This window comes from Sulfurimonas sp. HSL1-2 (assembly GCF_039645565.1).
Taxonomy (GTDB): Bacteria; Campylobacterota; Campylobacteria; order Campylobacterales; family Sulfurimonadaceae; genus Thiomicrolovo; species Thiomicrolovo zhangzhouensis.
The window spans coordinates 928,354-953,353 of record NZ_CP147914.1 but is presented as its reverse complement, the minus strand read 5'-3'; the positions used below and the strand labels follow the sequence as shown (position 1 = coordinate 953,353).

Annotated in this window: 29 protein-coding genes; 20 read left to right on the top strand and 9 right to left on the bottom strand. The window is 54.4% G+C overall.

All coding sequences use genetic code 11. The annotated features are described in order from the left end of the window. Window positions 1-8 precede the first annotated feature (8 nt). The 6 genes from WCX18_RS04850 to WCX18_RS04825 all read right to left on the bottom strand — a co-directional run bounded on the left by WCX18_RS04850 (window position 9) and on the right by WCX18_RS04825 (window position 4,104). Entirely contained in the window at window positions 9-944 is a 936-nt protein-coding gene (locus tag WCX18_RS04850; protein WP_345990199.1) for a GGDEF domain-containing protein, read from the bottom strand. Beyond that, entirely contained in the window at window positions 937-1,557 is a 621-nt protein-coding gene (locus tag WCX18_RS04845) for a DUF2238 domain-containing protein (protein WP_345990197.1), read from the bottom strand. Before WCX18_RS04845 ends, WCX18_RS04850 begins: the two co-directional genes overlap by 8 nt. Window position 1,558: 1 nt before the next feature. Then, the gene (locus WCX18_RS04840; RefSeq protein WP_345990195.1) at window positions 1,559-2,092 is read right to left on the bottom strand and encodes a YbhB/YbcL family Raf kinase inhibitor-like protein; all 534 of its coding nucleotides are present in this window, start codon (window positions 2,090-2,092) and stop codon (window positions 1,559-1,561) included. 82 nt (window positions 2,093-2,174) lie between these two features. Continuing rightward, window positions 2,175-3,263, bottom strand: coding sequence for a radical SAM protein (locus WCX18_RS04835; RefSeq protein WP_345990193.1), 1,089 nt, complete (start codon window positions 3,261-3,263; stop codon window positions 2,175-2,177). A 40-nt stretch (window positions 3,264-3,303) separates the two neighbouring features. Continuing rightward, window positions 3,304-3,483, bottom strand: coding sequence for a hypothetical protein (locus tag WCX18_RS04830; protein WP_345990191.1), 180 nt, complete (start codon window positions 3,481-3,483; stop codon window positions 3,304-3,306). 126 nt (window positions 3,484-3,609) lie between these two features. Further along, complete coding sequence (locus WCX18_RS04825; RefSeq protein WP_345990189.1) at window positions 3,610-4,104, bottom strand: c-type cytochrome; 495 nt, start codon at window positions 4,102-4,104, stop codon at window positions 3,610-3,612. Between the two features lie 159 nt (window positions 4,105-4,263). Here WCX18_RS04825 and WCX18_RS04820 point away from each other — a divergent pair, with 159 nt between their 5' ends. Continuing rightward, the gene (locus WCX18_RS04820; protein WP_345990187.1) at window positions 4,264-4,935 is read left to right on the top strand and encodes a M15 family metallopeptidase; all 672 of its coding nucleotides are present in this window, start codon (window positions 4,264-4,266) and stop codon (window positions 4,933-4,935) included. 14 nt (window positions 4,936-4,949) lie between these two features. On the opposite strand, the gene WCX18_RS04815 is transcribed toward WCX18_RS04820, so the two are convergent. Genes WCX18_RS04815 through WCX18_RS04805 form a run of 3 tightly spaced genes read right to left on the bottom strand, consistent with a single transcriptional unit; the run spans window position 4,950 to window position 7,445 of the window. After that, window positions 4,950-5,771, bottom strand: a complete 822-nt coding sequence (locus tag WCX18_RS04815; protein WP_345990185.1) for a tyrosine-type recombinase/integrase — start codon at window positions 5,769-5,771, stop codon at window positions 4,950-4,952. Window positions 5,772-5,778: 7 nt separating this feature from the next. Further along, window positions 5,779-6,852, bottom strand: a complete 1,074-nt coding sequence (locus WCX18_RS04810; protein WP_345990183.1) for a hypothetical protein — start codon at window positions 6,850-6,852, stop codon at window positions 5,779-5,781. Next, entirely contained in the window at window positions 6,849-7,445 is a 597-nt protein-coding gene (locus WCX18_RS04805; RefSeq protein WP_345990181.1) for a hypothetical protein, read from the bottom strand. The genes WCX18_RS04810 and WCX18_RS04805 overlap by 4 nt, the downstream gene beginning before the upstream one ends. A gap of 267 nt (window positions 7,446-7,712) precedes the next feature. Between WCX18_RS04805 and WCX18_RS04800 the strand changes: the two genes are divergently transcribed. The 19 genes from WCX18_RS04800 to WCX18_RS04710 all read left to right on the top strand — a co-directional run bounded on the left by WCX18_RS04800 (window position 7,713) and on the right by WCX18_RS04710 (window position 24,956). Beyond that, window positions 7,713-9,101 carry a TolC family protein gene (locus WCX18_RS04800; protein ID WP_345990179.1) on the top strand — a complete coding sequence of 463 codons (1,389 nt, stop codon included), beginning with the start codon at window positions 7,713-7,715 and terminating at the stop codon, window positions 9,099-9,101. Then, window positions 9,098-9,892: an efflux RND transporter periplasmic adaptor subunit gene (locus tag WCX18_RS04795; protein ID WP_345990177.1), complete on the top strand. Its 795-nt coding sequence runs from the start codon at window positions 9,098-9,100 to the stop codon at window positions 9,890-9,892. Before WCX18_RS04800 ends, WCX18_RS04795 begins: the two co-directional genes overlap by 4 nt. 9 nt (window positions 9,893-9,901) lie before the next feature. After that, window positions 9,902-11,500: an efflux RND transporter permease subunit gene (locus tag WCX18_RS04790; RefSeq protein ID WP_345990175.1), complete on the top strand. Its 1,599-nt coding sequence runs from the start codon at window positions 9,902-9,904 to the stop codon at window positions 11,498-11,500. Further along, window positions 11,500-13,212 (top strand): efflux RND transporter permease subunit, encoded by a 1,713-nt coding sequence (locus tag WCX18_RS04785; protein WP_345990762.1) that lies wholly within the window; start codon window positions 11,500-11,502, stop codon window positions 13,210-13,212. The genes WCX18_RS04790 and WCX18_RS04785 overlap by 1 nt, the downstream gene beginning before the upstream one ends. 212 nt (window positions 13,213-13,424) lie before the next feature. Then, window positions 13,425-14,054, top strand: coding sequence for an ester cyclase (locus WCX18_RS04780; RefSeq protein WP_345990173.1), 630 nt, complete (start codon window positions 13,425-13,427; stop codon window positions 14,052-14,054). Window positions 14,055-14,171: 117 nt separating this feature from the next. Next, window positions 14,172-14,678 (top strand): GNAT family N-acetyltransferase, encoded by a 507-nt coding sequence (locus WCX18_RS04775; protein ID WP_345990171.1) that lies wholly within the window; start codon window positions 14,172-14,174, stop codon window positions 14,676-14,678. Beyond that, on the top strand, window positions 14,675-15,667 hold the full coding sequence (locus WCX18_RS04770; protein ID WP_345990169.1) for a hypothetical protein: 993 nt from the start codon (window positions 14,675-14,677) through the stop codon (window positions 15,665-15,667). The genes WCX18_RS04775 and WCX18_RS04770 overlap by 4 nt, the downstream gene beginning before the upstream one ends. A 263-nt stretch (window positions 15,668-15,930) precedes the next feature. Then, entirely contained in the window at window positions 15,931-16,635 is a 705-nt protein-coding gene (locus WCX18_RS04765) for a trypsin-like peptidase domain-containing protein (protein WP_345990167.1), read from the top strand. A 94-nt stretch (window positions 16,636-16,729) separates the two neighbouring features. Further along, complete coding sequence (locus tag WCX18_RS04760) at window positions 16,730-17,473, top strand: DUF2971 domain-containing protein (RefSeq protein WP_345990165.1); 744 nt, start codon at window positions 16,730-16,732, stop codon at window positions 17,471-17,473. Between the two features lie 26 nt (window positions 17,474-17,499). Continuing rightward, on the top strand, window positions 17,500-18,273 hold the full coding sequence (locus WCX18_RS04755) for a hypothetical protein (protein WP_345990163.1): 774 nt from the start codon (window positions 17,500-17,502) through the stop codon (window positions 18,271-18,273). A 104-nt stretch (window positions 18,274-18,377) separates the two neighbouring features. After that, window positions 18,378-19,052: a hypothetical protein gene (locus WCX18_RS04750; RefSeq protein ID WP_345990161.1), complete on the top strand. Its 675-nt coding sequence runs from the start codon at window positions 18,378-18,380 to the stop codon at window positions 19,050-19,052. A gap of 83 nt (window positions 19,053-19,135) precedes the next feature. Beyond that, a complete protein-coding gene (locus WCX18_RS04745) occupies window positions 19,136-19,570 on the top strand; it encodes a lecithin retinol acyltransferase family protein (RefSeq protein ID WP_345990159.1) in 435 nt (144 codons plus the stop codon). 81 nt (window positions 19,571-19,651) lie between these two features. Further along, window positions 19,652-20,443 (top strand): hypothetical protein, encoded by a 792-nt coding sequence (locus WCX18_RS04740; protein WP_345990157.1) that lies wholly within the window; start codon window positions 19,652-19,654, stop codon window positions 20,441-20,443. 235 nt (window positions 20,444-20,678) lie between these two features. After that, window positions 20,679-21,149, top strand: coding sequence for a thioredoxin TrxC (gene trxC, locus WCX18_RS04735; RefSeq protein ID WP_345990155.1), 471 nt, complete (start codon window positions 20,679-20,681; stop codon window positions 21,147-21,149). A 58-nt stretch (window positions 21,150-21,207) separates the two neighbouring features. Next, on the top strand, window positions 21,208-21,528 hold the full coding sequence (locus WCX18_RS04730; protein WP_345990153.1) for a hypothetical protein: 321 nt from the start codon (window positions 21,208-21,210) through the stop codon (window positions 21,526-21,528). Between the two features lie 166 nt (window positions 21,529-21,694). Then, the gene (locus WCX18_RS04725) at window positions 21,695-23,635 is read left to right on the top strand and encodes a thioredoxin domain-containing protein (protein WP_345990151.1); all 1,941 of its coding nucleotides are present in this window, start codon (window positions 21,695-21,697) and stop codon (window positions 23,633-23,635) included. A 212-nt stretch (window positions 23,636-23,847) separates the two neighbouring features. Further along, the gene (locus tag WCX18_RS04720) at window positions 23,848-24,057 is read left to right on the top strand and encodes a hypothetical protein (RefSeq protein WP_345990149.1); all 210 of its coding nucleotides are present in this window, start codon (window positions 23,848-23,850) and stop codon (window positions 24,055-24,057) included. A 3-nt stretch (window positions 24,058-24,060) separates the two neighbouring features. Then, window positions 24,061-24,453, top strand: a complete 393-nt coding sequence (locus WCX18_RS04715; protein ID WP_345990147.1) for a hypothetical protein — start codon at window positions 24,061-24,063, stop codon at window positions 24,451-24,453. Between the two features lie 29 nt (window positions 24,454-24,482). After that, window positions 24,483-24,956: a hypothetical protein gene (locus tag WCX18_RS04710; RefSeq protein ID WP_345990146.1), complete on the top strand. Its 474-nt coding sequence runs from the start codon at window positions 24,483-24,485 to the stop codon at window positions 24,954-24,956. Window positions 24,957-25,000 lie beyond the last annotated feature (44 nt).

Genomic DNA, 25,000 nt, shown 5'->3' with positions numbered 1-25,000 from the left:
AAAACGTATCAGCTGTCGGCATGCCATTGCGGCAGCCGTTCGAAGACGACCCGGTTCCGCCCCTGTGTTTTGGCCCGGTAGAGCATCCGGTCGGCCGCTGCCAACAGGGTTTCGACCCGCTCGTCCGGCGCCGGATATGATGCAACGCCCCCGATGCTCGCCGTGACGCTTCTTTTGCCGTTGTCAAATGCCAGCTCCAGCGCCTCGATCTCACTACGGATCGTCTCGGCGATTTCCCGGTGGGCATCGGTGTTGTCCCCGCCCAGGACAATGGCGAACTCGTCCCCGCCCAGACGCACCGCCAGGTCATCCGGTCGGCGAGTGTGTTCCTGGAGTACCGCGGCGACCTGCATCAGGCAGTCGTCACCGGCGGGGTGCCCCAGCGCATCGTTGAAGGATTTGAAATTGTCCAGGTCCAGCTCAAGCAGCGTGACCGACTGCCCGCTGCGCGCGTCGCGCCTGATGGCCTCCTGCACAAATTCGCCGAAACGCCTCCGGTTCGCCAACCCCGTCAGCGGATCGTGCTGCGAAAGAAACGCGGCATGTTCCTCGGCCAGGTAGCGCTGCGTGATATCGTAATGCGCGACCACGAACATCGTCATATCGCTTCCGTACAGCGGGGAGACGTGCATCATAAACCAGCGCTTCTTCTCCGGGCTGTGGCAGGGGTATTCGTACCGGAACTCCTTGCGCCGCCCCTTCACGACATCCATGATCCCCGCGGAAGCCTCGATGGCCAGCGTATCGCCCGAAAGGATTGCAGCCTCCAGCACCGAGAGATAGCTGCACCCGACGGAGGCAAAGGTCTCCGCCAGGCCGTTATCCGTTCCGAAGCGCTTCCAGGCGGCGTTGACCTCCAGGATCGTCCCACGGCTGTCGATCACCGCGATTTGCTCGTTGAGGGAGTGGAAAACCTGCGTATGAAGCTGCGCTTTGTCAACCACCTTTCACCCCTCCGCCGAAAACGTATTGCTGCAGCTGACGGTCGTGCCAGCGTCGCATGAACAGCAGCGCAGAGAGCGCGCCGAAGAGTGCATACCCCATATCCGATTGCGTATCCCAGATATAGCCCTGCGTCCCCAGGAAGGCATCGGCAGCCTCGTCGCTGAGCAGCGCGACCCACCATTCGATGAGTTCATAAAATGCGCTCAGTCCCAGGCAGAAGGCGATAATGAAGAAAAAGCGCCATCCCTCACCCCGGATCACCTCCAGGCGGACGATCACTTCCCGCGCGATCAGCGCCGGAACGAATCCCTGCGCAAAATGGCCGAGCTTGTCGTAGTTGTTGCGTGCGCTCTGCAAAAAGCCGTCGAAATACGGGACTTCCGCATAGGTGTAGTGGCCGCCGACCATGAGGATGATGCAGTGTACGAGGATCAGCCAGTAGAGCAGCGGCGTCAGCGGGAAGCGGCGGTAGGTTGCCGCCAGCACGACGGCGCCGATGACGGCGGGGGCCACTTCCAGCCCCCAGGTCAGGCGGTCTTTCGGTGCGATCCCGGACCAGAGCAGGACCGCGGCAAACACCGCAATCCATACCAACCCCGCACTGCGCCCCATATTATCGGCCGTAGTAAGCCATCAGCGATGCCTTGGCAACCGCATGGGCATTGAGCATGTAGCCGACCAGCGCCGGCATCGCCGAAGCGTCAAGGTCAAGCTCGGCGACGTCGAGGGCATAGACCGTGAAAACGTAGCGGTGCGGCCGGTCGCCGACCGGCGGGCAGGCGCCGCCGAAGCCGGCCTGCCCGAAGCTCGTCATGCTCTGCACGGCACCTTTTGGCAGCCCTTTGGCGTCGTTCCCGGCCCCGGAAGGCAGGGAGGTGACGGTAGCGGGAAGGTTGAAAACGACCCAGTGCCACCAGCCGCTGCCCGTCGGGGCGTCCGGGTCGTAAACGGTCACGGCGAAACTCTTCGTGCCTTCGGGGGCGCCTTCCCAGTTCAGGGACGGTGAAACGTTCTGCCCGCTGCACCCGAAACCGTTAAAGACCTCTTTCATGGTCAGCTGCCCCTGCAGATCGCTGCTTTTGAGCGTGAAATTCCCAGCATACAGCCATGTCGCGGCCAACAGCAATAGACCCGTCAGTACTTTCATGATGACTCCTTTGACAGTGGTATAGTCGTCATGCATTATACAGCACAAACCCGGTGTATCCCTCTACTGCTGCCGCCTGAGCTTACCCGAGATAGGAGCGCACCGCGTCGAAAAAACGGCGATGGTCGCCGCACATCACCGATTTGCGTGAAAAATCGACCCCCGCGCCCCCGAGCCGGTTGGCGACGAACCCGCCACCGCACACCTCGGAGTGCTCACAGATCCTGCACTCCTCCGGCAGCGTATCGCGCAGGTCGGCGCAGCGGCGGATGACCGCATCGTTTGCGGCCGTTTCCAGGCCGTGTTCCCGGACGTTGTACGCCGTCCGCACCGCCCCGTCGGCAAAATAGCGCAGGTAGTCATGGCGCTCATACTGCCCGTCGGTGTTGACGACGATGCTGTTGAGTCGGTCGCCGCCGACGCCGTCGCCGTGGTGTGCGGAGCCCAGCATCCGTTTGATGGCGTCCCGGAAGATCCGGATATCGATCGACGGGTCGTCCGCCGCGCTCCAGAGCCGGAACAGTTCGGCGTACCAGGCACCGTAGTCATGCTGCGGCGGCGCGTCGTGGTTATAGTGGATGGGCCAGAGTACGCTGACCCGCTTTTTCGGCAGCGTCCCGACCCACTCCAGGTAAGTTTCGGGCGGGATCTCCGGGTCCGCCACGCTGAGCACACCCCCGAAAGCGTCCAGCAAGCCGTCGGCTTCGAGGCGGCGCAGGTTTTCCGCGACCCGTGCATAGCTCCCATTCCCGCCCTTTGTTACCCGCCGCCGGTCGTTGTAGGCGCCCGGTCCGTCGAGACTCACGCCGATGGAACCGCCCGCCGCCGCGACGCGTGAGAGCAGCCCGGCATCGTAGTCGTACAGATTGGTCTGAAAGCCGAGGCTGAGCCGCTGCGTCTCATTGCGCAGCGCGGCGACGGCTTCAAGGAAAGGCGTCATGGACGTCTCCGGCCACAAAGAGGGTTCGCCGCCGTGCAGTACCAGGCGGATCCGGTGTCCGGGGTGACGCCAGAGGTAGGCGCCGATATGATCAAGGACCTGCAGACCTGTCTCGAGCGGCAGATACTTCGGGACACGTGTATAGGTCTTGTCTTCGGAGTTGAACATGTAGCAGTAGGTGCAGTCGAGATTGCACGTTTCGGTCAGTTTGAGTACAAGCGTGGCGATCATGGCGTCTCTCGCCTCCCGCGGGAGGCTGCAGCAAGCGTTTTCAGGCGCCCGCTGTCATTTCGACTGCGACATCCAGACCGGCATCGATATCCAGGTCAAAGGGGTTCAGACCGTCCATATTGGCAGACTTGATCTCGGCAACGATGTTTTTCAAGATCTTTTTCTGCATGGTTTCGGCGCTGACGGCACCCTCCGGAAGACCAGCGATTGTGATTTGCACTTTCTGAGACATTACGACCCTCTTCTTTGATAATATTGGGAACCGGGGAGCCCCGGATTCATTGCCTCCGTCTCCCCAATTTTTCCGCACGCTCGTATGCATTTTCTGTTCGCTTATCTGCAACACTCACTTTGCCGGTGGCGGTGACGGGAAGGTCGCGTAAGGCGGGTTCGGTTCTTCATTCGGCGGCACGTAGGCCGGTGCATCCGCGCCGGCGACGCCCAGGTGCCTGACATAGCGGTAAAACGCCCGCATATCCTCCTCTTTCATCTGGTTCAGGTTGAACCAAGGCATCGGCGGGCGCGCTTTGAGCTGTTTCGCTTTCATCACCCACTCATCCTCCGTCATCCCCGCCAGGCGCATGCGGAGGTTCGTCGCGTAGGTCGTTCCCCAGGGGCCCCGCCACCCGAACGGGCTCCCCGTCAGCCAGAGGGCTTCGGGCACCTTCCCCTCGGCCATGATGTAATTGGGGGTATGGCAGTCATTGCACCCCATCATCGTTGCCACGTAGCGTCCGCGTTCGATGTCGGCTTTTCCCCCTTCTGCAGCGAGCGGCCAGGCACCCAATACCAGTATGGAGACGGCGAAGACAGCCCCATGTTTCAATCCTGAGCAGCGCATGGAAATTCCTTACAAAAATGTGATAAGTATCCATTATATTCCCGCGTTTCTTAATCAGTGCGGGAAGTCGATATTAGTTTGAATTATTCATAATGGCACCACGAAGGCTGCTTCAAGCATGCAAAAGTGCTGTTATAATGGCCGAAAAAGGTTTGACGCATGGCACCCCTCCCCCGACTGTTCCTGGCGGCGTTTCTCACCCTCCCCCTGCGGGCGGACGAGATGCCCGAGGCGTTCGTCGCGATCGATGACACCGCCCCCGGAATCGCCGTCGAGGCGCGCTACTTCACGACCGATAATTTCGTCGGTGCCCGGATCGACGGCTACGAAGCCCCCCGCTGCTACCTGACCCGCCCGGCGGCAGCGGCCCTCTCAAAGGCCGACGCCGCCCTTGCCCCCTTCGGCCTCGGCCTTAAAGTGTTCGACTGCTACCGTCCCCAGCGCGCCGTCGACCACTTCGTACGTTGGGCCAAGGATCTCGGTGATACGAAAATGAAGGCGCGCTACTATCCCCGTGTCGCCAAAAACGTGCTCTTCAAAGAGGGATATATCGCGGCCCGTTCGGGGCATTCGCGCGGCAGCACGGTCGACCTGACCCTGATCGACCGTGAAAGCGGCAGTGAACTGGACATGGGCACGGGGTTCGATTTTTTCGGGCCGGAGTCGTGGCCCAGTAGTATGGCGGTGACGGCGCAGCAGCGTGCAAACCGTCTGCTGCTGCGCAGTGTGATGACCCGCGCCGGGTTCCGGCCGCTTCAAGAGGAGTGGTGGCACTTTACGCTGGAAGATGAACCCTTCCCGGAACGCTATTTCGATTTTCCCGTCCGCTAGTGCGGGCGTGACCGTCAGGATTTGCTGTAGGGGTGGTAACGCAGGACGGTCTCTTTGAGGTTCTGTTTCTGTACATGGGTATAGACCTGCGTCGTCAGCAGCGAAGCGTGCCCCAGCAGCTCCTGGACGACCCGCAGGTCCGCCCCGCCGAGGATCAGTGCCGTCGCATAGGAGTGGCGCAGGACATGGGGCGAGACGCCGAGGTACTTCTGGGTGATCTTATAGGCGGAAACGCGGCTGAGCGGCTTGCCCCTGTGGTTCAGCCAGAGTTGGTTGCGCTCAAAGGGCACCGCATCGAGGTAACGGTCGATCAGGCGGCGTGCCGCCTCGGCGACGGGGACCAGCCGCTCTTTCTCCCCTTTGCCGTGGCGTACCCGCAGCCACTCCCCTTCGAAATCGCTGGGCTCGACGGCCAGTGCCTCGCTGATGCGCACCCCCGTCGCGTAAAGGAACAGGATCAGCGCCCGGTCGCGCAGGTCCGTCCACTTCTCCGTCCCGATGGCCGCGACCCCCTGATCGATCGCATCGTAACTGAGAAACTTCGGCAGCTGCTTGGGGATCTTCGCCAGCGCGAACTTCTCCGCCTCCGCCGTAAAGCGGCGCGAATGGCAGAAAGCGAAAAAGGCGTTGAGGGAGGAGAGTTTGCGGTTGAGGGTGCGTTTGTTGGCGATCCCGCCGAGCAGTTTCAGCACGTCGGCGGTCTCCAGGGAGAGCAGCGGACGTTCCGCCGCCTTCTCGAGCTGTTCGAGGTCGGAGCGGTAAGCCTCGACCGTCCGCTTGCTGAGGGCCTTTGTAACGGTGATGTATTCGATAAAGGCTTCGAGCGGACCGGACACGCCGACGCTACTCCTCGACGGAGATGATCTTGTCGCGCACGTAGAAGGCTTTCTCGCCGGTGAAGCTGATGCCGTCATCCAGCGCGATGCTGTAGACCTCCGTCTGCGTCATCGCCTTGTCCATGACGATCAGGTAGCCCTCTTTTTCCAGGAGGTAGAGCTTCTCTTTGCCCACGATCATTCCCAGAAAGTGCGCAAACGGGAATTTCTGCTTGGCGACCGGCTGCAGTGCCGTCGTGAGGTGAATCACTTCGCCCTCTTTCGTCGCCGCCCAGATGCCCGATTCGTCGAAAACGACGTCTCGGAGGTCGAGCTTTTCGCGCCGCTCTTTGTCGCTGAGACAGAAAAGGCGGTTCGGCGTCGCCGCGACCATCGTGTCACCGATAACCTTGAAATAGAAGATATTGTCAAAATAGGTCTCGGTGCTCACCACCGTCGAGCGCAGCAGCTCCTTCTCCTCGTAGTTGACGACGACCAGGCGCCCGTCAAGCGTCGGGAAGACGACAAGGTTACCGAGGAAATAGGGGTTGGCGATACGGACGTCAACCGCCGTCGCCGGCGTCCCCGGCAGCTTGTAGTAGCTCTTGCCGGTCGAGAGGCGGTAGATCCCAAGATCGTTGCTGGAGAAGAGCACGGCCAGGTAGTCGCCCTCCACCGCGGCCGCGGCCACGGTCTTCTCCAGCGACAGACGTTTCGTCTCGTTGCCCTCAGCGCTGTGCAGCGTGACGTTGCCGTCTATGCCGGTCGAGAGGAACCAGCCGCCGCTGCTGCCGAGGAAACGCTCGCCGTCGGGGATCTTGTAGCCGCTGACACCGCTCTTTTCGACGACCAGGCCCCGGCGTGCTACCGCCCCCTGGGCCCCTTTGGTGACAAGCTGCACCCCGGCGCGCTTACAGGTCGGCCAGGCCGGGACGTCGTCGACTTTCGGCCGTTCGCCGACAATGGCTTCCGCCGAATTGTTCGGTGCTTTACAGACCGGCCAGTCGTTGACCGTCTGCTCCGGCGTGTAGTACTCCTTGTTGCTGCAGCCCGAAAACGCGAGCAGCGCACCGATGAGAAGGAAGGAAGCCTGCTTGATCATTTCACGCCGTAGTGCGAGAGCGCTTCCGCCAGCGGGGCGAGCGGGGACTGATCCCCGATCATCTGCAGGCGGCGGTGCGCTTCGTCCGTTTTGCCCGACTGCATCAGCAAGACGGCCTCATCGATCAGCGCCATCTCTTTGTAGAGCGCACCCTGGCGGTAGCCGTAGCTTCCCAGGGCCTTGACGTCGCCGGCAATCGCCGCCGCTTCGTAGCTGCTGACGTCGGAGACTTCCACCGCAGGTGAGGACGTAAGCGCCTGCAGCGCCTTGACGTCGCCGTTTTTGATCGCCTCTGACATGCTCCACGCGTCATACAGCATCGGCGCGTTCGCCTTGAGGGTCTGCTGTGCCGCCGCATTGGCCGGGTCGGACTGCAGGGTCATATAAGCAGCATTCGCCGCATCGCGTTTGGACGCGGCATACGCATCATACGCCGCCGTACCGATGACGGCAAGGGCCACCGCCGCGACTGCCGCGATCAGCGGTTTCTTGTACTTTTTGACGAACCGTTCGGTCTTCACTGCCTGCTCGAAGAACTGCTCCTCCGTGCTCAGCTCCTCCTTGACCATCGAGATATTCTCTTTGAGACTCACCCGTACTCCTCTGATACACCGCCCCAAAGGGCGTTTCCGTAAGATGGTGCAAGTGTAGCTTAAATAGAGTAAAAAGACGGTAACGGGCATGGGGGCGGGTCGTTTCAATGGAAAGCTTGTGAATATTGTGATAAGATTTTCCTATGCTCTCAGCTGCAATACTCTGCTGGCGTGTTTACAATTATTAAGATCGTGTAGTGTATAATGCAAGCTCATAATTTTTATAACTTTTTTATAACATTCGCATTCAACAAGGAGACCGCTATCATGAAACTGGCAACTCTGCTCTGCGCTACGGCCCTCAGCCTCGCGGCTGCGACGGCCCAAAACGGGGGCCTGGCTCTGGACCAAGCCATCGACCTGCTCAAGGCACAGAACCTCGAGATCAAAGCCGCGACCTACGACGTACAAAGCGCGCACGAGCGTGCTTCACAGGCCGGGGGACAGCACTGGGGTTCCCTCGACTTCATCCAGAACATCGCCCGCTCCGACGATGCCGGCAACGTCTTCGGTTTCAAACTGACCGGGCGCGAAGCGAATTTCGGTGATTTCGGTTTCAGTGACTTTATTGCCTGTCAAGGAGCCACACCGCCGGCCTACTGTACGGACGGAACACTACTCGACCGTCAGCCCGAAGCGCTGAACTACCCCGCCGACCGCAACTTCTTCCAGAGCAAACTGCAGTACACCCTGCCCCTTTACGTCGGCGGGAAGATCAGCGCCTACGTCGAAGCGGCCGAGGGGATGGAGCGCCTCAAACGCCTGGACAAAACGAAGCTGCTCAACGAGAAGATCTACGAAACCCGCAAAGCCTTCTACGATATGCGCCTGCTTGACGAGGCGCTCTCCAACCTGAAGACGATCTACGACAACATCGGCACCCTTGAGGCGATGACGGAGTCGATGATCAAGGAGGGGTACGCCAAACGCACCGACCTGCTTGAGGTCCAGGCGAAGAAGTCCAACGTCGCACGCTCCATCCACCAGATGGAGGCGAACGAGGCGCTGCTCTACCACTACCTCAGCTTCCTGCTCGACCAGCCGGTAAGCGCCATCACCCTGCCCGCTTCCGACGTCCCCATGCCGCCGCTCGAAACGGCGGACGTCATCGCCGCCAACATCGACGTCAAACGGGCGCAGACGGGCCTGGAAATCCGTGAAAGCATGCAGGATGTCGCCCTGTCGGATTACCTGCCGATGGTCGGACTCCAGGCCGATGTCCAGACGGCCGCCGACAGTTTCGAGCATTATGCCGCCGACAAAGGCTCCTACACCGTCGGTATCCAGCTCAAATGGAACCTCTTCGCCGGCGGCAGCGACTATGCCGCCTATGAAGAGGCCCGTATCGAGACCCTCAAGACCAAAACCCAGATCGACCTCGCCAAAAAAGGGATCGCCCTTCAGGTCGACAAGATCCACACGGAGATCAAATCGCTCGACTACGAGATCGACGCCCTCTCCAAAGAGCTGGCCCTGGCCAACGAGATCTACGCCAGCTACGAAGCGCGCTACCGCGAGCAGATCGCTTCCATGAGCGACGTCGTCATCAAACAGTCCCAGCAGCTTGAGAAGGTCCTTGCGCTGCTGGAAGTCAAAAACAAACGGACCGAACGGGTTTTTGCCCTTGAAAAACTTGCCAACGGAGTCACACAATGAAAAAACTGCTTCTCACTTTTATCCTCGGTGCTGCGGCCCTCTACGCCGACGGCCTGACCGTCGCCGGGAGCGTCATCTCCGACAACCAGAAGATGATCACGAGCCGCTACATGGGCTTCGTCACCGAAGTCGGTGCCGCTGAGGGCGAACGCGTCAAGAAGGGGCAGCTGCTCTACACCATCGACTCCAAAGAGGTCGACAGCGCGAAAGCGCGCGTCGAACTGGGGATCTCCCAGGCCGAACTCGCCCTGCAGATGAACCAGAACCAGCTGAGCAACGTCCGTCTCAACCTGGCCCGCTACAAGCGCCTCCTGGAAAAGAACATGGTCAGCCAGTACGAAGTCGAGAACCTTGAACTCGCCGCCAAAAATATGGAGGACATGGTTTCCATCAGCAAGAAACAGGTGGAGCAGGCCCAGGCGCAGCTCTCCGAAGTCTACAACCAGTACAAATACCTCCGTATCAAGGCCCCGAACAACGGCGTCATCATCGCCAAGAACATCAAAGTCGGCGAGATGGCGATGCCGGGGATGCCGGCGTTCGTCCTGGCCGACCTGAGCGACCTCAAGATCGCCATCGAAGTTGCCGAAAGCGACCTCTCCAAGGTTCCCTACGGCACCAAGGTCGCCGTCGAGATCCCTTCCGTGGGGCTGCTGACAACCGGCACCGTCAGTGCCATCATCCCCAGCTCCAACCCGATGACGCACACCTTCCGCGTCAAGATCGCCTTCAAAACGACCTCCAAGGCCCCGATCTACCCGGGAATGTACGCGACGGTCACGATCCCGTAAGGAGCGCAGATGCAGACACACAAACCCTACACCCCCAAGGACTACGCGGGTAAACTCGCCCGCTACTTCATCAACAGCCCCCTGACGATGATCCTGGGGATCACCCTGCTCGCCATCGGCTACCTCTCGCTGATGATCATGCCCCGCGAGGAAAACCCCCAGATGGTCGTCAGCGGTTCTACTGTCATCATCGCGCTGCCCGGCGCCACGGCCAAAGAGGTCGAGAACGTCATCGTCCGCCCCCTCGAGCGCAAGATGAAAGAGGTGCTCGGCATCGAGCACATCATGGGGATGGCGATGGACAACGTCGGCATCGTCAACGCCGCCTTCTACATCGGCGAGGAGAAAGAGGATTCGAACCTGAAGGTCTACGACAAGATCATGCAGAACGCCGACATCTTCCCCGAAAACGCCATGCAGCCGGTCATCAAGCCCCTCGATATCGACGTCGACATCCCGATCGTCTCCGTCGCCTTCTACGCCAAAGACCCGGCCAAGATGGACGACACCCAGCTCTACGACGCGGTCAAGAATCTCCAGCACGCCATCAACGGCCTGCCCAACGTCGCCGTCACGGCGCTCAAAGGGGGGCATAAACACCAGTACAACATCCTCGTCGACCTGAACAAGCTCTCCGGCTACAACCTCTCCCTGGGGCAGATCACCCAGGCGGTGCAGGCCCTCGCCTACAACGTCCCGGCGGTCAAGAACCGCACCAAAGAGGGCGAGATCGTCATCATGGGCGTCAAGAACGCCATCGAAAGCGTCCAGGACGTCGAGGACATCATCGTCGCCCAGTACATGGGGGCACCGATCCACCTGCGCGACGTCGCCAAGGTCGAGGACGGCTACGACATCCAGAACTTCCGTTCCGCCAGCATCAGCGTCCGCGACGACGACGCCTTCTCCCCGCTTCAGGAGCAGGTCACCCTGACGATCTCCAAGCTCAAGGGCACCAATGCCGTCGTCATCGCCGACGAGGTCAGAGAGGCCCTTGAAAACTACAAGCCGGTTCTCGAAAAAGCGGGGATCAAATATTCCATCACCCGCAACGACGGCGAACGCGCCAACGAGGCGGTCAACGAGCTGGTCTTCCACCTCATTATCTCCATCGTCATCATCGCGATCCTGCTCGTCTTCGTCCTGGGGTGGCGCGAGTCGCTCATCGTTACCTTCACCGTCCCGGCCATCCTGGCGATCACCCTCTTTATCGCCTATATCACCGGGCAGACGATCAACCGGATCACCCTCTTTGCGTTCCTGCTCTCGCTGGGGCTCCTGGTCGATGCGGCCATCATCGTCATCGAGAACATTCACCGCCACTTCCACTCGGTAGAGTCGGCGGACATGCCAAAAGACGACCTGCTCGTCGAGGCGACCGACGAGATCGGGCCGCCGACGAACATCGCGACCTTCGCCATCATTCTCACCATGGTCCCCATGGCCTTTGTCGGCGGCATGATGGGGCAGTTCATGAAACCGATCCCGGCCAACGTCCCGGTGGCGCTGATCGCGTCGCTCTTCGTCGCCTATATCTTCACCCCCTATTTCGCCAAGCGGATGATGCACCGTCCCGACCATGCGAAACACCAAGGAGGCCATAAATGATCTTCCAGAAGTTCGAAGCCTTCATCGCGGCGCTGCTGCAGAGCAGAAGCCAGAAGAAAATGATCCTGATCGTGACCCTCGTCGCCTTCATCATCTCGGTGCTGATGATCGCGCCGACCGAGATCGTCAAGGCCAAGATGCTGCCGGGCAAGAACAATGACACCTTCACCGTCTACGTCGACCTGCCCAACGGCTCTTCCCTGCGCCAGACGACGGCGGTAAGCCAGTGCGTCACCTCCTTTATCCAGAAGGAGCAGGAGGTGCTCGACACCGAGACTTTCCTCGGCATGGGTGCGCCGCTCGATTTCGCCGGCCTCATCAAAGGCAGCCACTTCAAAAACGCGGAAAACGTCTCCGAGATCGTCGTCAACCTCACCAAGAAACATGACCGCGGCGAGCCCTCCTACCTGATGGTTCAGCGGATGCGTCCCCTGATCCAGGAGGCGTGCCAGCCCGTCGTCGCCGGCACGAACATCAAGTTCGTCGAACCGCCGGCAGGACCGCCGACCCTGGCCGCCATCGTCGCCGAGATCTACGGCAGCGACACCGCAGGCATTCGCGACCTCGCCGGCAAGGTCGCCGCGATCTTCCACCAGACGGCGGGGCTCGTCGACATCGACGTCATGGCCGACGAGATCTACGACAGTTTCGACCTCAAGGTCAACAGCACGAAGATCACCCGTTCGGGCCTCTCCATCAAGCAGGTCAACGACATCATCTACCTCGCCTTCGAGGGGATGGACATCGCCGTCAAGAACAGCGAAACGATCAACGAGCAGATCCCGATCTTCCTGACGCTGAGCCCGGAGTCGAAGGTCTTCAGCCGCAAGGACAAGCTCGCCCTCGAACAGAAGCTCTCGGGGCTGCGCCTGATGAACAGCAACGGCCTGCTCGTGCCGCTGACCGAGGTCGTCGACATCATCCCGACGCGCGCCAACCCGATGATCATGAGCAAAGACCTGCACCAGATGGTCAACGTCGTCGCCGAAACGGACATGGTCTCCCAGGTCTACCCGCTGATGGACGCGCGCCATATGATCCTCGATACCCTCTCTGAGCAGTATGACATCGAGAAGAGCGGCCTCTTCGACCTCTCTCTCACCGACAGGAATACGGGGAGCCATTACGAGCTGCACTGGGACGGCGAGATGGAAGTCACCCTCGACACCTTCCGGGACCTGGGCGGGGCCTTCATCGCCGCGCTCGTGCTCATTTTCCTGCTGATGGTCGTCTACTACAAGAGCTTCACCCTCAGCGGCATCGTCCTGCTGGGCAGCTTCCTCTCCATCATCGGGGTCATCGTGGGCCACTTCATTATGGACCTCTTCAGTGCCGACACCTTCTTCCTGACGGCGACGTCGCTCATCGGCTTCATCGCCCTGATCGGGATCAGCTCGCGCAACTCGCTGCTGCTCATCGACTTCACCAAGTCATTGATGCACGAGAAAGGGATGCACAAGACGGAAGCGCTCGCCTACGCCGCCGCCACCCGCGCCAAGCCGATCTTCCTGACCGCGACGGCGATCATCCTCGCCTCGACCCTGCTCGCCAGCGACGCCGTCTTCGGCGGGCTCGGTGTCGCACTCATCTTCGGCACCATCGCCGCCGTCGCCGCGTCGCTGCTCGTCGTGCCGGTCCTGCTGCACAACGCCGACCTCGACCGCCACTTCGGCTTCAAAGAGCGCAAAGCCGTCTCCGTCTACGAACCGTAGGCCTCATGCCGTGTGCCCCTGCGGCACACACCCTGCAATCATCAATGCATCCCGACTGTGATACCCATACTTCATTACATAACTTTTTTTAATTAATACTCAACGGAAATACAGACAAAAGTTCAAACCAAATATGATGGATAACTAAGAGACTAAGTGTGGTTGTGCACGGCACGGCCTGATTGCTATGTAACCATCATGAGGAGAGACCCATGAACACAGAAACCCTTACCAAATGGACAAGAACGTTGGCCTCGATGCAGCGCCGGATCGTCCCTGCTGCCTTCGGCGCCATGCTCGGCGCCGTGCTCATAGGCACCGTCCCTGCCGCTGCCGCAGAAAAAGAGATGTGGCCCGGGACCGTGGCAGGTGAGCCCGCACCGAAAATGAAAGGCGTACCGCCGGTCCTTTCCCAGAACCTTGCGAACTTTGATGACCTGGATTTCCGCGTCTACACCGGCCAGGAATGGCAGGATCTGCACAAGAGCCATACCAAGGATGTCATCGTCCACTGGCCGGACGGCCATGTAACCAAAGGCATTGAGAAGCACATCGAAGACCTGAAGTACATGTTCACCTTCGCGCCCGACAACCGGATCAAGGAGCACCCGGTCCGCTTCGGTACAGCTGACGGCCAGTGGAGCGCCGTGACCGGCTGGCTCGAAGGCACCTTCACCAAACCCATGGTGCTCGCCGACGGCACGGTCATCCAGCCTACAGGCAAGGCCTACCGCATTCCAATGGCAACCATAGGCCACTGGAACAAGGACGGCATCATGTTCGAAGAGTTCCTTTTCTGGGACAACGGCGCCTTCATGCAGCAGATCGGGCTGGCACCATAAGCATCGACAGATCGAACGTATCTGAGACTCCGCGCCCGGCACGCCGCGGGCGCTCCCCCTTCACCCGCTTTAACCCGACAGACTGTAGAATGCAGCATACAAACGGAAAGGAGCGATATGGACACCGAACTGCGTGCCGCGGGTGAAGAGGACCTCCTTTTTCTGGTTGAAGCCCTCCATAAGACTTTTCTCTTCCTCTCCAAGTGCGCAGAGGGACCCTATTACGAAGGGTTCTCCGCCCTCTCCGTCGATGCGATGGGAACCTATGCCCTCGAGTACCTCGACACACGGAAGGCGAAAACCCTCATTCTGCAGCGCAACGGCGAAGCTATCGGCTGTATCATGGGCAAGATCGCCCCGTCGCAGATCGGCGCGGCCGATATCGGGCTCGTGGGGTGGATCGGCCTGTGCTACGTGGACGAAGCCCACCGGGGCGGCGAGCAGTGTACGTTGATGTACAGGGCGATGGAGGAGTGGTTCGCGTCGAAGTCCATCAGTACGATCGAACTGAGCTATATGGCGGCGAACGAAAGCGCCCGCAGCGCCCGCAGCGCCTGGGAACGCCTGGGGTTCGAACCGCTACGGGTCATCGCTACCAAAAGCATCGGCAAGGGAGAAGCATGACAGAGGCGACACTGGGGCTTGAGCACTATAACGAGCAGCTCGACGCGGCAGCCGGCCGGCTGGACGCCCTCCCCCTGTACCGCCTCGACACGGAGACGGCTCTGCTCAAAGAGGCCTTCGGACTCGTCTACGATACAGGCGTCTTCGCCTTTCATCACTACGCCGCCGAGCTGCATGAGCAGATGAAATTCCGGCTCTTCACGACCCTGGCACCCCGTTCGGGCAGCCTCGCCTTTCTGGCCATCCAGATCCTCGCGGCGAACAAGATTATGCACGCCAACCGTTTTGTGCTGATGGCAACCTACCTGAACAGACGCTGCGGGATCGCCATCAACCACCTGCGCGCCCCGGTAACCGTCGTTTCCGCCACGCGGCGGTGCGGCACCTACCGCCTCAGCGGCCGCCTGACATGGGCGAGCGGCTACGGCATCTTCGACACCCTCGTCGTCGGTTTCCACTGCGAAGGGCAGGAGTTTCAGGCGGTGGTGCCCTTCAAACCCGAACCCGGTTTCACCGTGGGTGAAGTAACTGAAACTTTCGTTGGCAACGCTATGCAGACTGTCGATATCATCCTCGACAATTACGATGTGCCCGAGGAACACATCGTCGCCTCGCACCCCCTCGGCACCTACACAAAGAACAAATCCGTCTCCAAAACGATCCACTACGCCCTCCACGGCATCGGCATCGGCGCCGTGGATGCCCTGGAGGACAAGGAGGTCCGCCGCGCCGCCGAAAAGAGACTGGAAGCGGTGAAAAACGCCTTCCTCTCTGAGAAAGACGGCGCGGAACTCGACGCACTCCGCGTAGAGCTTTTCGAACTCGTCCAGCGTATAGTCACCACCGGCATGATCCTCAAAGGCGGAAAGTCCGTCCTCTTAACTGAACAACTGCAGCGCTACTACCGCGAACTCGTCATGTTCAACGCCAACGGGCTCAACAGCGCACTCAAGAACCTACATAAGCAGGCTTTCTTCTCAACACTCTAGCCTAATACTAATCTGATCCCGAACCTTGTCTAAAAGCTTTTTACCCATGATCTATCCTTAACATCAAAATCCGTCGATAGACCTACATTTTGTTAATCTATCACCGGATATCGATAATAGTCATACATTCATTTTTACACTACAGCACACCAAAAGGTTTAATATATTGCATATTGTTATTATTTTTGCAGTTTTTTCTAACCAAAAAAGTTCTATAGTACACTAAAATGTAAACTAATTAATAGTTAGCTACAAGGAATACAATGAGTATAAGATTAACAAGAGACCAAACATTCCAAGTTGTATGTAACCTACGAACACCAACAGCAAAGGGTACGGTAGTAGGTTCAGGTATGTTTATTCTAAAAGATGAAAAATCACCATACTTACTGACAGCTTCGCATGTAGCACATGACTGTAATCCATCTACTCAAGTAGTGATTAGCGATAATAATGGAAACTGTCAAACTTTTTTACTATCTCAACTTAATAAGACTCTAAATTGGACTCACCATTCTATTGCAGATGTTTCTGTTTTACCTATTATCCTTGAAACATCAATCATACCCATTCTTCAAGGACGCTTCTTTCCTGTAGATCAATTGAAATTCACTCAAACACCACCATCTCGTGATGATTACTTAACTGCTGTTGGCTTTCCAAATGGCTTAGGTGGAGTGGGAAAATTTAGTCCTTTTACTTTTCGTTCACATGCATCTTCATCACTAATAACACTTCCAAGATTTGACACTCAGATCCCATCTGACTTTTTTACCCTTGAGAATCCCAGTATTGGTGGATATAGTGGTGGACCCGTATTTGACTTAGGTTATGTGATCGTTGGGAACATGACAACAACTACTGGACCAACTGTGTGTCACGGTATCATGCACGGCACAATCTCAGATACAACTGGCGGTAAAATTGCTGCTGTGACTCCATGTTTTTACGTTAAGGACATTATTTAGAAGCTAACAAATCAGAGGAGACCAATCAAAAACCCGCAGGCGGCTTTTTGATTGCTCATTTTAAACGTTATATCTACATAGGAAAATATTTTTTATGAGTACAAAACTTTATAAGTATAGAAGCTTCAATGATCAATTTTTAAATAACATAATCATCAATTCATCTTTGTATTATTCTCCAATAAAATATTTTAATGATCCTTTTGATTGCAGATTATCTTTCAGAGAAAAATATAGTAATAAAGAACGTAAATTATGGCTAATCAAAGCATCGCTTCGAAACCCTCAATTTGGGAAACAAGACATTAAAGAAATGATGGCTTTTTATACAAACGAAAAACTCATAAAAATGATCAAAAAATCAAACAACGAACTTATTGATAATATTGGTGTTTTATCTTTATCTGCCACCCATGATAATATTTTAATGTGGTCGCATTACTCCAACAGTCATAACGGTTTAGTTTTTGAATTTGAACCACTTAACTATGATGGTTATGACTGTTTATATCATCCTATAAAAGTTGATTATGATGAAAAATATGAGTTGCTTTCTTATTTGGAAAGTGATGATGGAAGTGAACTTGTAAAACTGATGCTTACCAAACACATTGATTGGAAGTATGAGAATGAGTATAGATGTATAGACATAGGGTTCCAAGGTGAAAAAAAGTTTCATAAAGATGAATTAAAAAGTATATTTTTTGGTCTAGATACAACTACTAAACAAATTGAAGAATTTAAAAAACTATGTCTAGATAATGGGTTTACACATTTGAATTTCAAAAAAGCAAAAAAAATTAATGGTAAGTTTGAATTGGCATTTGATGATATTTAAACATAACAAATCAGAGGAGCCAATTAATGATTAATAAGAGTAAAAACCGATCGATCAGCATTAACGATACAACACTGTTAATTACCAATGCAGGAGGCCGGTGCAGTTTTAATCATGAAAATGAATTTTGTAATAAGGTACTTTCTGACGGCCGGGTAAATTTGGGTGAAAGAGCACATATTGTAGGGGTTAACGGTCCAAGAGCCAACGAACCTTGTAATGGAAATAAAAATAGTTATGACAATCTCATTTGGTTATGCCGAGACCATCACAAAATAATTGATCATCATGAAAATCTTGAAGTTTTTACGGTAGATGTTCTTCGGGAAATGAAAAAACGTCATGAAAGTAGAATTATAACTGGTCGTTATCCATATTATGGAACTCCTCAATCTATTCATGACTATAGTGTTTTAAGCACCATATTTTATTTTATTAATATACACAAGCTTTATTCTTGTGTAGCATCCTTTCCAACAATCCATTTAGATTTTTTTGATGTTGGCGAGGCATGCGTTCTTTTTCGTCAGGACAATCCAGGGCATCTTCCACTAAAAGACCCCATATTAAAAAGAGTCTTTTATTTATTTGAGCAATCACAACAGAAATTAGCACAATATTTAAATTTACAAACCCCTGTCAATGTAAATGAAGAAAATTTAATATGTATTTGGCCACACAGCATACATGGAGAGAATCTAGTTTTCAGATATTTACAAACTATTGAGCATTTAATAAGTTTGATAGAAAAGCGATTTCCTCAAATTTTACAGCAGGATTATTATGACCCATTTCAATAATGAAAGCATATAACAAATCAGAGGAGACCAATCAAAAACCCGCGCGCGGCTTTTTGATTGCTCATTTTAAACGTTAGGTATCACAATAGAATGAAAGAAAATATATGAATGATTTTATTATAAATGTAATGATTAGCAATGTATGGTACATGCTTTTATTTTTTTTAACTATTCTTCTGATAATGCATGCTCCATTTTTGTGGCATAAAAATTTATCAAAAAAAACATGGAAAAAAATTGATTATCTTTGGCTGTTTGCAGCATTAATAGGCATCATTTCTCTTACATCGGAACAACGTATGGATACAGCAAAACGTTGGTTCGAAATAGAAGAACATCGATTGAAATTTTTATTTAGTCAGATAAAGTATGATTTAGACCCTTCAGCACATTCATATTACTGTACAGATTCTATAAGGACTGAATATTCACCGGATAATTTTGATGAAATAGAGAGAAATAGAAAGTTAGAATGCAAATGGATTAAAGATGCAAATAAATCTATTTCACAATATGATGTAAATGATCATCCAGTAATCAACTTTGAAAATCTACCTCCTATGTCTTTCAAGCCTATGTATCCAGATATTTATGAGCATTTGAAGCAAACTATTAATGATTACAATAAACAACGCTTCATTTTGCTCGACATGAAAGAGCTTTCTCAAAAAAATGATTTTGAAAAAAGTTTATTTGCTTTAGCACCATTCTTGTTGCTATTTGCATTGGCACTTCGTATTACAAAAGTTACAGGCGAGTTAAGACATGACAATACCTAACAAACCAAAGGAGACCAATCAAAAACCCGCGGGCGGCTTTTTGATTGCTCATTTTAAACGTTAGGCAATTAGGAGTAAATAATATGCCATACCAAAGTCACCAAGATGGTTTGTATTTAGCTGTTCAACCATCAGAAAAAAATGGAATCCCAATTTCTCACTATGGTGTAATAGACATAGGAAATATATTAGAACATCCTGAGTCGGATGGTTCTCATCCAATTGTCATTCACCAGACACCGCCAAGTATTAGAGCAGATTGGCTTGGACATACAGGAAATTGGGATATTATTGGCAAGGTAACTGATACTCAAAAAGCTATACAACGAATTAAAGAAGCTTTAGAGAACCCAGAATACGATTTGTTTGGAAATAATTGCGAACACTTTGCTAGGTATGTGACTGAAGGAGTGAAGACAAGTAGGCAAGTTTTTTGGGCAGGTGTCAGTGTCGTTGCGATTGGATCACTTGCAGTGTATTTATTCAAAAAACTACAAACAAAACAAGGAAGTGCCTAACAAATCAGAGGAGACCAATCAAAAACCCTCGGGCGGCTTTTGGGTTACGCAATTCAAACCTCCAACACACAAAGGAATCCATTGAAAAAACAGCTGCTCCGTGCTTTTGGCCTACTTGGCGTCATTCTTTTTGTTCCCCTCTTCTTATTGACGTTTTCCGATCCTCACACTATTGAAAAATCGGCAAGCGGGTTCATCGAGTGGAAACTCAAAAACGATGTCGATACAAAGATCGATGCCATCCGGTGGCCACAATCGCAAACTCTGAAAACGCTGTTGGGCACGAAAGCCGAAGCGTTCAACCTCCAGGCCGATGCAAAACTGGCAGCCTACAAACAGATGCTGAAAAACGATGTACCGGCCATCCTGGCGGAACAGCTTTTCAAACTCCGGAATCTGGATTGCGAATGCCGAAAAAAGTGGGAAGAACGTTTGACGAACTACATCGCGTTTGAAATCGCTACAGCGGAAAAGGCCAAAGAGAAGCTCGCCGATTTTATGCAGGCAAAGTACATGGCGATCGTGGCGAAACTGACCCTGGACGTCAGGATATTTCTAGGGATCAACGCGCTCGTCTTCATCCTCTTGCTGACGGTCTCTTTCCTCAAACCGGAAGCGACGGAACACCTGTTTTTTCCCGGAGTTCTTCTGCTGTTATCGAGCGCCATATGCTCCTACTTCTACCTTTTTGAACAAAACTGGTTCTACACGATCCTCTATAACGACTACACAGGTTTCGGCTATCTGGTTTACCTGCTGGCGGTCTTCGCCATGCTTTGCGATATCGCTTTCAACAGGGCCAGAATCACGACAGAGATCATCAACGCTATGGCCAGTGCCGTCGGGAGTGCATTCAGCGTCGTGCCATGCTGAAGTATTTAACAAATCAGAGGCGACCTGTCAAAAGCCCGCAGGCGGCTTTTTGATTGCTCATCCTAAACGTTATGCTTGGCACTCCAAGATGTACTGTTTCATCTTTCATAGTTTGAAACTTGCAAGGGATAGATTATAGCTCCATGGGTCAGCGCTGATTTTCCATGCTGTATGACAGCGTAAAATCACACCGCGCCCGGGGCGGAAAGAGATCTAGACCCGGAGGCATAGCGTTATGGATACACAAAAAGTGGTCTGTCCCCATTGCAGTGAGATCAACACCATTCCCGTACAGGAGCATTACAGCGAAGCCGACTGCACGCACTGCAAGGCTTCGCTGCTGGAGACGAAACCGGTCGGCGTGGATGATGCGGCCTTTATGAAGCATATCTGGAACAGCGACATCGTGGTGGTCGTCGATTTCTGGGCGCCCTGGTGCGGTCCCTGCCGCACGATGGCCCCGGCATTCGAAGAGGCGGCCGCAGCCCTGCCGATGAAGGCCCGTTTCCTCAAAGTCGATACCGATACGCAAAAGCTGCTTGCAGCACGTTATAACATCCGCTCCGTACCGACGCTGATTCTCTTTAAAAACGGGTATGAGATCAACCGCAGGGCCAGGGCGATGAGCGTGGAAGAGCTCCAAAAGTGGACCGGGAAGTACATCGCCAAATGTAACGCCTACCGTCAGGATGCAGATAGTCGCTGACAAAGCAGTCGGGACCGACATTTGCACACCTCCTGTTATGTAAGCCAGGAGGATGCTGATGCAATTGGACAGACTGGAACGATATTTCAATGACTACACCTACATCAAAAAAGGACATTACCCAGTCACTGACATGGTGGTCTACTGGTACATGGGTGAGGCGTGGACAGTGGCAAATAAAGAGCACCAAATTGCTGTCAGCGAAGGACTCCTGCGGTCAATCGAAGCAAAAGGCTTCGAACTGAAGCAAGAAGATGTTGCACGTCTTTTCGAGCTCTACGATCTTCGGGGCAAAGCAGCGCGCGGCGAGCTCCCGGACGAAGCCGTGCTCCAGGCGGCCTTTACCGAGATCATAGAAGAACATCACTTATCGCACTGATTAGTGTCTTACGCATATGTAGCCGAATCAAAAAAAGGACGTTAAGACCAAAAGAGCGGATCTTGCATATCGAACAAAAACAAAGGACTATCGCTGAATTCGCAATACGCTCGGCGCGAACATAGATTCGTTTGTTAAAGTCCTTTCCAAAACAGATCGGAAACCCATGCCCAACAGACTCGCCCTCGAAGACTCGCCCTATCTGCAGCAACACAAAGACAACCCCATAGAGTGGTACCCCTGGTGCGACGAAGCGTTCGAACGCGCCCGCACGGAAGAGCGCCCCCTTTTCATCTCGGTCGGCTACAGCACCTGCCACTGGTGCCACGCCATGGAGCACGATGTGTTCAGCAATGAAAAGATCGCCGCGATCCTGAACGAGCACTATATCTGCATCAAAGTTGACCGCGAAGAGCGCCCGGATATCGACAAATACTACCAGGAGGTACACCACCTGCTGAACCGCAAACCGAGCGGATGGCCCACTTCCGTCTTCTGCACCCCGGACAACCGGCCCATCTTTGCCGGTACCTACATCACGCCGGACTCCCGCGGAGAGAAGATCGGTTTCACGGAGCTCTCTAAACTCATTGCGGCCAAAGTGGCGCAAAAAGATGAGAGCCTGTTCAAAAGTGCCGACGAGATTCAGGCCTATCTGGACAAACCTGCCCCGCAGGCAGTAGAGGTAAAACAGCTCAATGCCACCCTGATACAGCGCTTCGTCAAACAGGCGCTTCGCATTTTCGAGCCGAACAGCGGCGGCTTTTCGAATGATCTGAAATTCCCTCAGATCTACACCCTTAACGCGCTGCTGGACATCGTGCTGCTGCAAGACAATCCCGATGCCGAGAAGATGCTGACGCAGACCCTCTCTACAATGCACCGGGGCGGCATGTACGACCTCATCGACGGCGGCTTCTGCCGCTACAGTACCGACGTGAATTGGCTGGTACCCCGTTTTGAGAAGATGACCTTCGACAACGGGCTGCATTGCGAGCTCTACGCCCGTGCCGGACGTATGCTGAATGACGCGAGCTATACCCTCATTGCCAAAGAGATCGCCGACTTCATGACCGGGAAAATGCAAGAAGACGGCCTCTTCTACTCCGCCAGCGATGCCGACACCGAAGGCAAGCAGGGCATCTACTACACTTTTGAATACGACACGGCCAAAACCGCACTGCTCGAACACGGCTTCGGCGCAGACGATACGGAAACGATCCTCGCCACGTTGCATGTGACGCCGGAGGGCAACTTCATGGGCCGCAACATCGTCTGGCTCGAAGCGCCCGCCGACCGCCCGGAGTGGTTCGACGCCGTACGGGAGGTCTTCCTCTCCCTGAGACAAGCGCGCGAATACCCCTTTATCGACAAAAAAGTGCAGACCTCGTGGAGCGCGATGATGATCCGCGGCCTCTTCGAGCTGGGGAAATCCGACCCCCTCTACACGCAAAAGGCCGTCGATGCACTGGAGGCGCTTATGGATTTTGTGATGCCCCAGGGAGCACTCTTCCACTCGGGCCTCATTCACAGCACCCCGAAGGTCGGCGCCTTTTTGGAAGATTACGCCTACCTCGGCACCGCGTTCATCAAAGCGTATGAAGCCACTTATGAAAACGTCTGGCTCATGCAGGCGCAGCGGATGGCCGACTTCGCGCTGGAGGAGTTCTATGAGAACGGACGCTGGTATCTGAGTCGCGGGGAGTTCACGACGGAGGCGGACCCGGCAGACGCGCTGTACCCCGGTTCCATCGGCGTGATTGTCGATCTGCTCCTGAGCCTCGGCATGCTCCAGGATGACAGCTACCGGCAGTTCGCCTTCACAACCCTGCAGTTCTACTCTGCCAAACTGGCGAAAGCGCCTATCAGCTACCCCCACCTCTTCAACCAGGCGATCCGCTACCGCTTCGAAGACCTGCTCGTCAAGGCCAATGCCGACAAACTGGCTATGGCCGCCCCTTCCCTGGCCGAGGTCACCTACCCCTACGTTCGCGTCAAAGCCACCCATAACAAAAACTATATGCTCTGCGGGATACAGAGCTGTTTCGCACAGTTGAAAACGCCGGTAGAAATCGCCGACACCATTCGGGAGAAATTTTCATACTGACCTGCGTACGGCGATGTCCAGGGATATCCCGGACGTTCCATACGTTAGACGAAACGTGACGTAGGCAGGTTGCAGGTATAATTTTTGTATATCGCCGTCAAACCCACCGGAGTAAAGAGAGTAAGATGAACGAGTGTTTGTTGAATATATGCAAAACGTTTGAGGAGACAACGGATTTTCTTTCGAACCGATCGCAGGAGAAAGAGAAGATCGTGACAAAACTTTTTTTTGATTTTTTGGACTGTTTCTCTTCCCTGCAGGCGGAAAAGCTAGAGTATCCCAAAGAGTTCCAGAACGATGTCAAACTCTATCTGCAGGGCCACCCGATCCTGCAGAAGAAGTTTGAAGACATAGAGATCCGCTACCTGATGCTGAGCGATTTTTACGATTTCTGCCGATTGACGAAAAGGTATACAAAATAGTAGATGCCTGAACGAATCAATCGGCACACCAGGGTCACCGCTTCCATACTGGGCGTCCTTCTCGCCCTGGGCGGCATGATCAATCACGGGCTGTTTGAAATCCTTCAGGGCAATACCCCCATCCAGGGCTTTTTTATTGAAGCCATAGGCGAATCACACCGGTTCTGGCGCTACGGAACGGAGGGGGCTTTTACCGTCATCCCCAACTTTCTCGCTACCGGGATTACGGCCATTCTGGTCAGCCTTGCGGTCATCGTGTGGTCCCTTAAGTATCTCCACACCAAACACGGTGCAGCCGTGTTTCTCTTCCTTATGGTACTATTGACGCTCCTGCTCACCAACCTGACCTTCATCGCCGCATATGCGCGGGACCTTGTCACCCGGCAGGTGGAGTGAAGCCGCACGGAGATTTTTAGGATCACGCTGTGAAGCAAAAAATAGTCTATATACTGTTGGCGCTGCTGTCACTGGGCGCCTTTATCGTTTTTGGAGTCATAGGTGTTTATAAAACCGAAAACGGTATCGTGCTGGGACTTCCAGATTATGAGAAAAGAAGCATTCATGTTTCCCCGGTCGATCTGGAGATCCTGGTCAGGGCAGATACGCTGCTGGCAGATGAGGGTTCATGGCGGAAAGAGCACCTTTCGGACTGTTCCCTCTCCCAAAGGCTGGACCTTTACTGTGCACTGAAGCAGGCTTCCGTCACCGTCACGGGCAGGTATGTCCACCGTCAGCCTGCCATTCAGGAGGTGCGGTTTGCGATCGATGATCTGTACCGGGAGCGGTGGAGCAAACACAGGCTTATCGACTTCAACACGAATCAAGAGACGCACTTCAGTGACATCAAGTCGGTCCTCGCCCGGGCGATCGCAACTGTAAAAACGAAACTGGAGCGATAAACAGTTTTTTGCGTGTCCATTTCCAACATTGCCAGAGAGGTTCA